The sequence below is a fragment of the Bacillus sp. SD127 genome (assembly GCF_058566445.1).
Genome location: NZ_CP191226.1, coordinates 580,647 through 595,115, shown reverse-complemented (window position 1 = coordinate 595,115; position 14,469 = coordinate 580,647). Strand labels below are relative to the sequence as shown.

The window sequence follows — 14,469 nt, the reverse complement described above, 5'->3', positions numbered from 1 at the left end:
GAAATTTGAAAACACCGGTGAATATTGTAACAGATATTCAATCATTTTTCATGTAATAGTCGGCATAGCCACTAGTCAACTTAGAAAAATCCAAGATTCAGTCAATATAAAAAGAATAGTTCTAAAAAAGATAAAACAATAACAACCTTATTTTAGAACTATTCATGTAATTAATTTTTTATTTGATCTTCCGATGTAATTTTTAATAATCTGTTCAAAAATTCTTTATAATAATCTGACTCATAATGAGAATAAGATAAACCATAAGGATATCTTTCATCCCCTATAAACTTTGTATCAGTCAAATCTATAACTTTTGCTGAAGGAGCAATAGACAGGAAATAATTATCTAATTTATCCCAAAAATAATTATTTCTTCTTATCATTGGAATATCATCAAATGTTTTTATTTTACCATCCAACCCATAATATGTTTCAGTAAATCTTCCCTTATTCAATATAATTTTATCCTCAGGAATAATGGTTTTTAGTTTCTCGAGAAATTCACCAACATTTTCTTGCCAAAGTTCAAAATACTTATGGTTTTCATGATGATTTATAATATGTGCATCACTCCAATTTGATAAAAACTTACTAGCTTCTATAAAATAGTTGCAAGTCACATAATTATTTTCTTGAGTTCTAATGACCGGCTTACTCGCATCGCAATAAAGGTCAATAATAATGTAATCCGGTTTTGCTTCTTTCAACTTTATAAAGAAGTCCTTTTTAAAATCTGTTTCCACCCATGGCCGATCACTTTCTTTAATATCATTAAATTGATTAAAATCTACATCAACAGGATCAGACATCAAACTAATGACTGATGAATGGAATTGGGTATAACAACACTGATAAAACTTTTTGTAATCAGGGTTAAAAAAAGCTGACGAATTGAATGCATTTCTGCTGAAACAAGTACCTAAAACAGCTATATTAAGCGTATCTGCATCTTTGTTTGAATCAAAGAGCATATACACAGATAATCTATTTCCACCATTTTTGAAAAACTTCACTTTATATCCATCAGCTATATTAAAATAATCAGTCTCAATATTTTCATTGCAGCTAATATAAACATAGTCACTACTATCAATTAAAATAAACACGTCCCATACACTCGCATGATCTTTTCTTAGCAAGTTTAACAAATTTCTTTTGTTTATCTCACAAATGAAATGATCACCGTTATTTATAAGACTGTATTCTTGAGAAAAATAATATTCAAAACCATTTCCTTTTTTCTCTCTTTTTCTAAAGACTACTTTACATTGTGAATTTATATGAGTATTTATCTTAATATAAAGTTTCACAAGATTATCATTTTCTTCAAATGAGGTTAGTTGGGCAATATTTGTATCTTTTCGATATGTGTGAAGAGATAAAGTGTTACTTCCTGTTTTATTTAATTTGACATAATGAAATGGATGATTTCTTAATGCACTTAATTTATCAAGAGAACTTGGCAAATCTTGATCAACTAAACAAGAAATTAAAATAGATTCAGAATTATTGTCTAATTTGATATAGAAATCCCAAATGTTCGAATCGTCAACAATGATATTAGCCGGAAGATTATATAAATCAAGGTCAACCTCTAAGTGGTCATCAACTTGAGAAAGCTTTCCAAGTTCTATTTGTTCTTCATGAAACTGCCAAAGGGTTCCATGAGGTCTGCGTGAAAGAACAAATAATAAATCATTGGTTTCAAATAATTTATGTTTCTCTCCATTTAATTCAAATTTTAATTTGAATTCGTCAGTAGAATTCCCCTTTTCAATACTATATATGCTAAATTTTGCATTGTCAGGCTGTACTGTAATGACTAATTTATTATTCACTAAAGACAAGACTCCAAAATACAAAGAATCTGGTAGCTTTATTTTTAGTTTGTGTTGACCATCGAGACAGTAAATTAGTAATTGAGCATCTTGGTTTAATACTTTCAATTCCCAATCATTAGAGAAAGAAAGTTTTTTCGATTTTATTATTTGAGTAAATTTTACTTCACATAAGAAATAACCTTCCTCATGCATATAAGAATAAGGCAAATTTAGCTGAATAGGCTGTTCAAAGGCTATGTTATTAGTCTTTAATTTAAGAGCCAGCCCCTTAAATTCCTCGATTCTATTCGTATGCCCAAAAATTATCCATCCATCATTTTTAGGATTTACAGATATATTCATTATCTCGATTTTCACGTTCAATCCTCCGCATAAAGTTCTTATAGACTGAGTTTTTTTAACTGGTCCAAAAAATCAGTGTAATAATCCAATGTATAATGCACATAAAATTTACCCCATGGATGGTTTTCAAAGGAATTATAAATTTTATTCTTAAATAAATCTATTGCCTCTACGTCACTGAAGCTGTCTAATACATATGCGTCAAATTTACTCCAAACCTTATTATAATAATCAACATCAATTACCTTGATGTTTCCTCCATCAATAAGCAATTTTTTCTGCTCTTCTTTATCAAAAAAGTGATGAACGTTTCTTGCACTATTTAAGATTATTTTAACTTCTGGACAATTTAATCTTACGTAGTTATAGAAAAGATTGAATTTTTTTTTCCATAGAGCATAATAATTTTCTAAATGATCATCTATATTAAAACTTTGTTTTTTATTTTGAATCGAAAGCTTGTAGTAATTTGTTTTAGGAAGTGTCCATCTGTTATTTGTAACGTACTGATTATCCGATATTTCCACATATCCAAAATGAACATCTGCAAAAAAGTCCAAAATCAATATGTCTGGTTGAACAGATTTAATTTCATTTAAAAAGCTATTCTCAAAATCAGTCTTTAAGGTGTTTAATTCATGATTCGACATGTTCTCGTTTTCAAGTACGATGTAGTTAGGTTTACTCATTGTTGAAATAATGGACGTTTGGTTTTGTGTTAATACACAATCGAAATAATGTTTGTAATCAGCATTAAATTGAGAGTTAAAGTTATCACGTGTTACACAACTACCGTAAACAGCTACTTTTTTCATTTCTTTATTCCCTCTTTATTATTAGTTCCTAAGCTAACAATTTGTTGATAAACACGTTTACAGTTTTCTTTATCCGTGTATTTATAAAATTGATTAACCCTGTTTATATATTTGGTATCCATTAGACAATTATTCTCCATACAATTTATCAACTTATCAACCAATGTATCTTTATCAGTAACAACATCTCCAAAGCCCATAGAATTGTAATCAAAATAACCTTTTTCTAAATGGTTTTTTTCGTATTGGAAGTAAAAAACAGGTTTTTTAAGGTAAGCAAAGTCAAATGCAACAGACGAGTAATCTGTAACTAAAACAGCACTATTATTAAAATGATTTCGATAACTTTCATTTATATCTGCTATTCTCACTGAACTATTTTTATTGAAATCCTTCAACTGCTGAACAATATTCGGATGTGGGAAGAATACTATCTCGTATCCTTTTTCACTAGCAGCTTTAATAAGTTTAGTATCATTTAATAGATTATTAAGCTCATTAAAATAAACTGAGTTTTTAAAGAGGGGTGAATAATCTCTTTTACCTGTTTGCGGATTTATTTTTCCCACTAAGTGATTTCTCCATGTTGGCATAATTAATATCTTTTTGTGATTATGATTAACAAGCTTATCGAACCTAGGAAATCCAGTTAAAATTACTTCTCTCTTTGTATAATTATAATGACCGTTAATTATTGACTCATACTCCGGTTGAGCGGCAGTTATAAATAGTCTTATATTTTTCTTATACTTATTAAGCCATCCGGAAATATCATCTTTTGTAATTCCATGCTGAAGAAAAATAAAGTTGAATTTAAATAAATCTTTATAATATTTTCTCATATTAACAAATGGATTTACTACATAATCATCTGCATGGGAAGATATTATTTCATCAGCAAGTAAATGCAAAAACTTATGTTTAGGTGAACCATATGCAACAACCGGTCCTATTTTTTTCAGCCTATTATAATCCGGACTATCTTTACTGATAATAAAATATTTTTTGATACCGTCTTTCTGCTGCATTGCATATTCAAATAATGCTTCTGCATTATCATCTGCTTTGTTGATCCTATCCATAAAAAGCCATATTCTTTTATTTTTCTTTATTTTATGGAGGTGTTCCATAATTTTTCTTACATTTGATGCTTTCTCAGCGCCTACTTTATTAAAAGTCTTAAAACGTCTTTGTGCCCGCTTTTCTTTTGCTTTCATAATTTGATTTTTATCTTTTAAGACAACTAAATTATTAAGTTCATGATCGAAATAAATTCCTATACCATTTTTGGTATAGAAGTCGACTATATGTTTATCCAGCGGGAATAACCGTCCAAAGTTGATTTTCACTTTTATTAGTTTGCCATTTGATGAAATCATCATTTCAATATTTGAGTTGTTTTGAAGATGATCAACAGGGATATCTACTTTAAAGCCTAAGTACTCTTTAACTGGCTTATTTAGGCAATATAAATTGTGCACTGTTCTATCAATTTTTTCAGCATGATACATTTTGTCATTGACACATGCTTTCACTTCTAATTCAGCAGCATCAAATAATGAACCGAAATTACCTTCAAGGGTTAAAATTCCCTTTTCAATGTTTAATAACTCCATCGTTAAATCTTCATATCTCATAGAATTAATTAATTTGTCTTTAAAATATAAATTTACATTACGATTCAAAAAGATTTTTTTGAATACATTTTTTTGATTCCGATATTTCAATTTGATTAAAAAGTATTTTCTATGCAAGTTGAGAGATTTTTGTTCAAAAATTATATCGTCATCTATAAATGCGAGTATTCTTTCTAACAAGTCAAAAAACTCTTCAACTTCATTATCAGTTAAAACATCACTTCTGTCTTCTATATTAATTCTCCACTGCAAGTCATAGGCAATCATATACTGAATATATTTTGGAACGTACCCTAATGTCGTAATACTATGGTTAATTAATTCTCGAGAAAAATTCTTCAAGTAATCCGTATACCATTTTTTGTCGTTTTTTCCTGTTTGAGTTGCGGACGATGCATCTTCTCTTCGTCGATAATTATATTGCCCTTCTTTTACAATTCCGTAAACTTGACGTTTCAAAATAATTTTAGTCAGCCATTCACTATCTTCAGCATAGGCCATATCTTCATTAAAAAAATGATTTTTAACTACTTCTTTTTTTACGAATGAACTAGGTGCTGATAACTGAATCCCCGTATGTTCTTTCAATGTATGAACTAGCCTAGTCCTGTCAAATTTATAATTTAATAAATGTGGGCCACTTGTTTTTCCAAACATCATCATTGGAATGGAGACTACATCAACTTTAGAATAGTTCTTTTCGAAAAAATCATATACTTTCAAAAGAGTTGAAGGAGATAATGTATCATCCGGGTCTAGAAAATTAATATACTTCCCTTTGGCACATCTTAAACCTTCATTACGCGCACTACTCGCTCCGCCATTCTCCTTATCGATAAAAACTATATTGTCTGGATACTTTTCTTTATACTTTAAGCAAATTTCACCGGAAGCATCAACACTTCCGTCATTCACTAAAATCAACTGTATATGATGCTCAAAATCAAGCGCCTGATCAATTATGCTTGTTATTGCTTCATCTAAAAATTCTTCAACGTTGTAAATTGCCATTATAATAGAAAAGAAAAAGTTCTTTTGTTCCAAGTTTTTTCAATCTCCTTTAAATTATTTCTTTTTACCAAGATTATTAGATTCTAATCAACTTCTGAAATATTCTAGTTAAAACATTAACTTTTTGAAGATCAATTAAATTGTTGTCTTTTTCAACAATAAACCTAAAAAAAGTAACTCCTATCGGAAGTTTTAATTGATATGAAGAATATTTTCTATCCCTAACGGTAGTTCCCCAAATAACAATGTTCTTTTGTTCTTGCTGGTTTATTAATTTTGCTTTTCTCAATTTTCTTCCATAAGAAACATAAACATTATTTTTACCGTTAATCACAGACTCTTCATTACTCAAACTTACAATTAGCTCAATTGAAAATTTGCTGACTTTCCAGGAAGTAATAACGATTTTTTCGTTTTCAAGTTTCCCTAATCGAATAAGTCTATTGACAGGATAACCCCATCGTTTAAATGAAATGAGATACTCTTTTAAATATGTTTTCATGTTTTGTTTTACAATTAACTTTTCATCTATATATTTCAAAATGTGATATAATTCCTCAAAAAATTCACTCTGTTCTATATCATTTAACATTTTATAAACTAGGTTATTGTTTTTTTGAAAAATAAATAATTTTAAATGATTAAGAATTAAACATTGAACATAAGGTATAACTTCGTTGTACTCTTCTAATGATCTTTTAACCATCTCACCATATCCATTTGTAAGTAGAAAAGTATACCTGTTTTTTTTAGACCACGAAGTGTCTACTAGAGAATCCTCATTTTTTCTTTTTCTATAGAAATATTTAGCGGCAGGGATAAGGCCATATTTTTGTTCTTTAATTAAAAACGTATTAATAAATAAAACATCTTCCCAAAAATCCATTTTTTCATTAAAAGCAAGACCAAGACGTTCTATTGCTTTTTTTCGAAAAAATGTTCCACCTATGTGATAATGAATAGCGGTGTAGTTATCAGTTATATTTACAATGCTTTTACCACTTTTAAATCTATAATTAAGTGAGTGTTCTCCATTTTTATTATCGAAGAAAAATAGGGGTAGCACTGCTAAATTAATATCGGTATGCTTTTTAAAAAACTTTAATACCTCAGCAATAGCATTTAGTGAGAATTTGTCGTCAGAATCTAAGAAGCCTATATATTCACTATTTCCACAAGCTTTTAATCCATTATTTCTTGCCATACTGACATTCGGTTCATCTTGATAAATAATTTTAATATTATTCGGATAGGCAGTTGCGTATTCTTTACATATGTTTTTTGAATTATCAATGCTATTATTTTCAACCAATATTATTTCTATGTTTTTTTCAAAATTAATTGTCTGATCAATAATACTGTCAATAGCCTCTCTTATATATAATCCCGAATTATAAACAGGCATTACAATTGAAAACAACATCTCAAGTGCTCCTTTAAAATAATAAGTTTTTTATCCGAGTAGTTCTTCCACAACTGTTTTAGATCAATCACCTTTTTCCAAATAACAAAATTGATCGTAAAATAAAGTAATGCTTTCATCCTGTTTAAGTCTTTTGTTTTGTGTATGGGTTCAATTACTTTTCCTGTTGTTTTATAAAGAAGTCCCGGGAGCACACTTTTTAAAATCATCATAAAAACTCTTAGTTTATCTCTATAAAATTTAATATCGGGAACATAATGCCTTTTTAAACCGGCATAATAAAAAAATACTGAAGAATAGTCTGTTATTAATATATCTGATATTAAGTATAATTCTCTAATATCATAATGATCAGAAAAATCATGGGCAAAACCCTTGTATACAGTTAAGTTAATGTTTTTAGGTACAAGATAGTGCATCCTTAAAATAGCAATATATTCATTACTTAATTGGTTTTTAAGACTTTCTAAATCCAAAACCATATTAAATTTATATTTACCTTTAGCATAAAATGAGTTATCTCTCCAAGTAGGTGCATATAAGAAAATTTTCTTTTCTTTATTTATACCTAATCTTTCTTTTATTTTCAGCATTTCTTCATTTCTATTTTCTTTATATAAAAAATCGTTTCTCGGATAGCCCGATTCAATAAAAATCTTTTTAAGCTGAAACTCATTTCTAAAAATTCCGTAGAGTAAGCATTAGGGGAAATGAGATAATCCCATTTACTGGCTTCTATAAGGAAGTTTCTTTTATATTGCTCGGTCGTGCCGGGCATTTGTACTTCGTCCATGTCATTTGCAAGTTTTTTTAGGGGAGTTCCGTACCAAGTCTGCACATATGTAGTGTTTCTCAGTTTTGGGACCCATAGTGGCAAGCAGCTGTTTGTTATCCAATATTTCGCTGTATCCAAATACAACAGCCATTTGAGAGAGATTTTTTTAAAATTTTTCTCCTGTAAATCATCAAATAAATCTTTGTTTCTTTTATCTATACTCCAGATTAATCGATATTCATACTTATTCTTATTTTCCTCAAGATACTCGAAAATTGCTCTTGGATTACAGCTGAATTGTTTGCCTGAATAGTATTCGAAGATGAGTAATTTTTCGTTTCTGGAAAAAAGCCCAATTATTCTAAAAATAATTGAGTATACTCTAACCAACAGACTTCTATATTTCATTAAAATCTTTGATTTCATACTAGACTCCTTATATATCAAACAATTAAATCCTTATCTCAGCAAACAAGAAAAAAAGAAGCAACTGAATAATTCAAGCCTCTTTTAGTTAGTGCTTCTATAAACCCTAGCCATGTCTTTTTTTTGGGTAGTTGAAATGCCTTGTGTTCTTGGAAGGTAAACTTTCCAGCAGCTTCATATGTCACTAGCGAAATAAATCAAATGTTTCGTACGTTATCACTTTCTTCATTAGATAACCTCACCTTCCAACCATTTTTCAACTGAGAGTACCCGAAAAAAACAAAAACCTTAACAGGATTGTTTATCATTTCTACCATTAATAATGAACAATAATAGCATAAGTTCCTATAAAAGTTAAGGCTCTTTAAAAATGTTAATCAACAGCATTTTTTGGTATCATTTTTGTATTGATGTATATTTTTTATAGTTATGATGTCTTATCTATATTCATTATAACAAGTTTTCTATTTCAGAAGAATCGATTCTTTTGTCGCGTTTTTAAGTGAAACGATTTTCTTTCTTACAGCTTACTTTATTTTGTACGCCCTCCTCATATTAATTCATCGTCAAAACGTGAAGGAATTGTAATGTGAAAGTTAAAAATTCCTAAAGATTTTTGCGGTACGATAAAGTAAAATGTTTTTAGGCTAAGAGGCTTTAATTAATTTATACACATGAGACGTGTTTTTTATAGGCATATAGATGAAAAGAAGGGTTGATACGATGCAAACGAAACCCATTAATCAATTAGATAAAGGAAAAACCGAACTTCTTGAAGTGAAAAAAGCTTCTAATCTAGCCGACATTCACTATATCCGCCAAAAAGAGCCTAAAGGACTCGGACACGCTGTCTGGTGCAGGCGCAACTTTATCGGCAATGAGCCGTTCGCAGTCCTTGCTTGGAGACGATATTGTTGAGGCTGAAACACCAGGGTTGCGCAATTAATGGATGAATATGAAAAAACACTTTCTTCTATTATCGTTGTTCAGCAAGTGCCTGAGGAAGAAACACACTGCTACGGTATTATCGACTCGCTGACAAGTGACGGGCGCCCGTTACCAGGTGAAAAACTTCGTTGAGAAACACCGCCAAAAGGCACAGCACCTTCTAACCTTGCCATCTTAGGCCGTTACGTATACACCTGAGATCTTCATGAACTTAGAGGAGCAGTAGGTTTGGGCCGGCGGTGAAATTCAGCTGACAGACGCCATCCAAAAACTGAATGAAATCGATTTGAAGGCAAGCGTTATGATGTTGGTGAAAAGCTCGGCTTTATCACAACAACTCTTGAGTTTGCGATGCAGGATAAAGAGCTTCGCGAGCAGCTCGTTCCATTTATGGAAGGTTTACTAAACAAAGAAGAAATCTAAACAAAAAGGCTATTGGACATTTATCCAATAGCCTTTTTTTATTTCGACATCAAGGTCAGTGTATGCTCTTCATTATCAACTGCAAAAACCAGATTAGCTGTATTTACAAGAAAACGATTCTTGCTGCTGTCATACAATACATCGCTGTCACTTAAAGATAGTGACGCCGGAGTAACGGGAGAAATGTTGTGAAAGATAAGCTCTGATGCTTTATCATTCTCCAGCACATAGCTGATTTTTTCATAATCAAAATCCAGCGTTTTTCTGCCGTCAGTTGTATCTCCTTCAGTATATCCATTCAATTTCGATTGAATGCTGCCGCTGCTGTCTCCCAGGAATTTCAGGAAGTATTCATAGGAAGCCGCTGCTGTTTGCGGAACATAAGGCGTAAAGGCCGCAGCCTGCAATTCAGCATGTTTCACGTTTATTGCAACAGCGCTCTGTTTAACAAAATAAGACTTCCCATCGAGCTTTATTTTCGCTGCTTTTTTGCCTTTTGCAGCTACCGTCACCTCGGTACCGAATGGCAGTGTAACGTCAGCTTTCTGTTTCAAATCCTGGTCCTTATAAACAGTCACTTTTTCATCTGCTATAAAGCCTTGCTTATTGACTGCAGTTAATTGTTCCTCTGTCTTGCCCTTTGCATCGCCATGATGCTTCTTCACTTCATTTTGCGGAATCGCGCCAAACGAAGCAATTGTACGAAGCGGGGCATTAAAGAACATCGTTCCCGCCATGAAGACTGTCAGAATAGACAAAATAGCAATTTGAATAGCATTAGCCAGTGATTTTGGCTTTTTCTTCTTTTTGCGGAAACGGGCAAAGGCTTCAGGATCTTCTTTCTTGCGCTCTTCCGTCTGCTCTTTTTTATATGTTTCTTTTTCTTTTTTCGAGAGCTTATTAAACCAGTCAATAAATGCTTTGTACTCTTTCACAACGGTTTTTGTATCATCAAACATCCGAAGTTCGCCGTAATGCATCCAAGCAACGCGGTCACACATTTTCTCAATCTGGCCGATGGAATGGCTGACAAAGAAAATGGTTTTTCCTTGTTTTTTAAACTCATTAATTCTGTCTACACATTTCTGATAAAACGTTTGGTCTCCTACGGAGAGCGCTTCATCAATAATTAAAATATCCGGATCAATATGAACGGAAATCGCGAAACCGAGACGCGATTTCATCCCGCTGGAATAGTTTTTAACCGGCTGATTAATAAAATCGCCAATCTCCGCAAATTCAACGATACTGTCATACATGTCATCAATTTCTTTATTTGTTAGACCCATCATCAAACACTTGAGCCGGACATTGTCCCGGCCCGTTAATTGATTATTTAAACCGGCCGCAATCGCAATCAGCGACGGCTGGCCGTTCATTTCAATTTCACCGCTGGTCGGCGGAATAATTTTAGCCAGCAGGTTAGACATGGTCGATTTCCCCGACCCGTTTATCCCTACAAAGCCGATTGTTTCTCCCTCATACACGTCAAAGGAGACATTCCGCACAGCAAAAAAACCATTATCCTTAGCCGGAAAAAACAATCCTTTAATCTTGTCCGATTGTTTTTTATACAAATGATACTGCTTTGAAACATTTCGAAACGAAACTTTTAGTTTCATCGTACAATCTCCTTACGTATTAAAGAAAGTCAACAAACTTGTCTCTGAATTTCATATGCAGGATAGAACCTACTAACAATAAAAGGAACGTCATCAGCCAGAAATACAGCGTGTACTTCATATCTTGGAAAAACCATTGGCCGTCTAAGAAGCTGTTGCGGAACCCATCAATAATGTAGAATAGTGGATTCAGCTTCAAAACAGGTAATAATTCTGGATGATTCTGACCGAGTTTTGAATTGATATCCCAAAAAATTGGTAACAAGAAAAACAAAAGCCTTGTTACAGCTTGAAGTAAAAACTGATAATCCCTTACCAGCACGCTGATTGTTGAATTAAACAAACTAAAAGAAAACATAAAGGCAATCAAGCAAATAAAGTAGTAAATATATTGTAACCAATGCAAACTTGGATATATTCCGTTAACTAACAGTACAATGATATAAATCACCATCATAATAAAATAGCTAAATAAGTTAGAAACAATGGCCACTGAAGGCAGAGAACTAATCGGAAAATTCATTTTAGCTACCATCTTAATCCGCTTAAATACACTGTTTGAACCATCAAGTATAGTTGGACTGATAAAAAACCAGGGAATTAACCCTGCCAGCATCCAAACAATAAAAGGCACTTCACCGGCTCCGGTCGCGACAGGCCCACCTTTTCTAATTCCCATGCCAAATACAAACCAGTAGGCAAGCATTTGGATAAGCGGGTTTAAAAACTGCCAAAGAACACCCAAGTAATTCATTTGATATTTAGATTTCGTTTCATAAGCCGCCAATCTTAAAATTAAAGGACATGACGTTATTTGCTCTCTCAGTATTCGCAATAAATCATTCATTTTTTATCTTCCTTAGACTTAGTTGATTTTTGGAAATCTTTCTGTTTAAGAAATTGAAAGCACCGCTGATAATTGTAACAGATCCTGCATTTTTTTTCACTTCTCAATAAGTGTCAAAAAGCTGCCGAGACTTCGACAGCTTTCAGATCTTAAAAAATGCCAGAATTTATTCTGCTCTAAATACAGTATTTACTACTTTTTCAGATGAACGTCCTGATTCTAAGTAACAGAACTTATCGTAGAAAGGTCCGAATGAAATTGGTAATTCGTAATCAGGTGATGCAATTTCCTTAATAGCCTCAATGGTTTCTTCAGTTGTTTTCACTAATGGACCCGGTGCATCCTTTTCAAAATCAAAGTAGAAACCTCTCAGCTTATCACGATAAGTTTCAATATCAGGTACAAAGAAAAGCATTGGCCGTTTTAAATTTGCATAATCAAAGAATACAGAAGAATAATCAGTAATCAGCAAATCAGAAATCATATACAATTCACGAATATCCTCATAAGCAGAAAAATCAAACGCAAAACCTTCATAAGGCCCCAAATCAAAATTCTCAGCTACAAGATAATGCATTCTTAAAATAACGATATATTCATTTCCAAGTTCTTGTCTAAGCTGATGCAAATCTAAATCAAGGTCAAATTTATAGCGTCCTTTTGCATAGAATTGATCATCTCTCCATGTAGGGGCATATAAAATTACTTTTTTATCACTTGGAATGTCCAATCTGCTTTTAATCGCTGATATTGTTTCTTCATTATTATCATTATGAAGAAAATCATTTCTTGGATAACCAGACTCAATCATCGTTTTGTTAAACTGAAACGCCCGGGCAAAAATTTCAGATGAATATGCATTAGGGGAAACTAAATAGTCCCAATTAGAAGCTTCCCTTATAAAATTCCTCTTATATTTCTTTGTATTTGTTCCAGGCATATGCACTTCTTCCATATCCATTGCCAGTCTTTTTAACGGCGTTCCATGCCATGTTTGTACATATGTTGTGTGTTCAGGTTTTGGAATCCATAATGGAAGCCTGCTGTTAACAATCCAGTACTCCGCCCTCGCCATAGCAAAAAGCCATTTTATCGAAAGTCGGTTGATATAAGGAATTTTCTTTTCATCAAATGGAGCTGAATATTGTTTGTTTACACTCCAGTACATTTTGTACTCAGGATGGTTTTCCCGCATATATTCATAAATTGCTCTCGGATTACAACTGTATTGTTTTCCGTTAAAACTTTCAAAAATAATTGTTTTTCGTTTAACGGGCATCTTGCTGGCCATCATAAATAGTGATTTGTAAGTTTTAGTGATGAACCTGTTTCTCAACTTTGTTAGTTTTTTGATTTTTGATACAAACCGTTTCTTTTTGCCTTTAACAAAGTACTTAATCCTTGTGTTCATGCTATAGTCGTTGACTCTAATGCATACAGTTTGTTTCTTTTTCTTCTTGAAAATCTCATAACGAATCGGCCCGTTTTCCGATTTCACAACGCTCACTAAACCTTTTAGTTTATTTTTTCGGTCCCCTAAAACCAAAGCAGTGCTGTTAAACACAATTTCCGTTTTTTCTTCATCAGTACATACATACTCCATAAATAAACGGTAAACAAAACGTTTTTCGATGGAGAAAGGAATTTCTTTTAAAGGGATTTTCACTTCAAAATGATATAATTGCGGCATAAAACCGTCTTCTCTGATTTGGTCAATCCCTTGCATTTTTCTTTCAAGCTGCAATGGAAACTTTTCCTCAACCGGCGCTTCTCCGCCCTTTTTCATGATAAGATTCATGTCTTTTATTTGATATTGATTTTCAGAACTTAGATAACCCGCATAACCCTTTAGGGTAATTTCTTCAGAATTAATCCCTATGTCGTCAAACCTTACAATTTTGGCTTCCCTTTTTACCTTTACTGAAAAATTGCCTTTATCAGTTTTATATGGTAAAACCAAAAGTTCGGTTGTTTGATCAATATGAAATGCAAGCTCAACCGTATCTACTACAGCAGAAAGACGCTTTTCTTGCGGCTGTTGCGGTTCTGTATCTTCGTTTTTTTCGCCAAATACTACATAAAAGTCATACGTTTGGCCCATTTCAAGCGGCATAGGCAAAAGATGAACATCAATATCTGCTTTGTACTCCAATAAATCAGTATTTTGAAGCATAAATTCAGCTTCTGTACCTGAACGTCTCTCTTTTAACTTTAAAAATAATTCTTGATTCTCTAAAAGTTGTTGTTCAGTATCAATAACAATCGACAATTCCAGTTTACCTAATCTGTTTTTCAAGCTTTTCAAAATACATTTAATCACAGTATTTTCACTCATTACTATTGTCTGCTCCTCTGT

Annotated in this window: 7 protein-coding genes and 2 pseudogenes; 1 reads left to right on the top strand and 8 read right to left on the bottom strand. The window is 32.3% G+C overall.

Features of this window, described 5'->3' with window-relative positions:
• Positions 1–170: 170 nt before the first annotated feature.
• The 5 genes and pseudogenes from ACQVGS_RS03105 to ACQVGS_RS03085 all read right to left on the bottom strand — a co-directional run bounded on the left by ACQVGS_RS03105 (position 171) and on the right by ACQVGS_RS03085 (position 8,255).
• Positions 171–2,201 carry a DUF6270 domain-containing protein gene (locus ACQVGS_RS03105; RefSeq protein ID WP_491830928.1) on the bottom strand — a complete coding sequence of 677 codons (2,031 nt, stop codon included), beginning with the start codon at positions 2,199–2,201 and terminating at the stop codon, positions 171–173.
• Between the two features lie 23 nt (positions 2,202–2,224).
• Complete coding sequence (locus ACQVGS_RS03100) at positions 2,225–3,001, bottom strand: DUF6270 domain-containing protein (protein WP_491830926.1); 777 nt, start codon at positions 2,999–3,001, stop codon at positions 2,225–2,227.
• Positions 2,998–5,682, bottom strand: a complete 2,685-nt coding sequence (locus ACQVGS_RS03095) for a bifunctional glycosyltransferase/CDP-glycerol:glycerophosphate glycerophosphotransferase (RefSeq protein ID WP_257987413.1) — start codon at positions 5,680–5,682, stop codon at positions 2,998–3,000. The genes ACQVGS_RS03100 and ACQVGS_RS03095 overlap by 4 nt, the downstream gene beginning before the upstream one ends.
• Before the next feature lie 43 nt (positions 5,683–5,725).
• Positions 5,726–7,072, bottom strand: coding sequence for a glycosyltransferase family 2 protein (locus ACQVGS_RS03090; RefSeq protein ID WP_491830924.1), 1,347 nt, complete (start codon positions 7,070–7,072; stop codon positions 5,726–5,728).
• A pseudogene (locus tag ACQVGS_RS03085) lies at positions 7,054–8,255 on the bottom strand (CDP-glycerol glycerophosphotransferase family protein). Before ACQVGS_RS03085 ends, ACQVGS_RS03090 begins: the two are co-directional and overlap by 19 nt.
• Positions 8,256–9,014: 759 nt before the next feature.
• Here ACQVGS_RS03085 and ACQVGS_RS03080 point away from each other — a divergent pair.
• Positions 9,015–9,644 (top strand): annotated as a pseudogene (locus tag ACQVGS_RS03080) (UTP--glucose-1-phosphate uridylyltransferase); the annotation flags it as partial.
• A 38-nt stretch (positions 9,645–9,682) separates the two neighbouring features.
• On the opposite strand, the gene tagH reads toward ACQVGS_RS03080, so the two are convergent.
• The 3 genes from tagH to tagF form a co-directional block, all read right to left on the bottom strand.
• Positions 9,683–11,266, bottom strand: a complete 1,584-nt coding sequence (tagH, locus tag ACQVGS_RS03075) for a teichoic acids export ABC transporter ATP-binding subunit TagH (protein ID WP_491830922.1) — start codon at positions 11,264–11,266, stop codon at positions 9,683–9,685.
• 19 nt (positions 11,267–11,285) lie between these two features.
• Complete coding sequence (gene tagG, locus ACQVGS_RS03070; protein WP_491830920.1) at positions 11,286–12,113, bottom strand: teichoic acids export ABC transporter permease subunit TagG; 828 nt, start codon at positions 12,111–12,113, stop codon at positions 11,286–11,288.
• Positions 12,114–12,279: 166 nt separating this feature from the next.
• Positions 12,280–14,448: a teichoic acid poly(glycerol phosphate) polymerase gene (gene tagF / locus ACQVGS_RS03065; RefSeq protein WP_491830918.1), complete on the bottom strand. Its 2,169-nt coding sequence runs from the start codon at positions 14,446–14,448 to the stop codon at positions 12,280–12,282.
• Between the last annotated feature and the right edge of the window lie 21 nt (positions 14,449–14,469).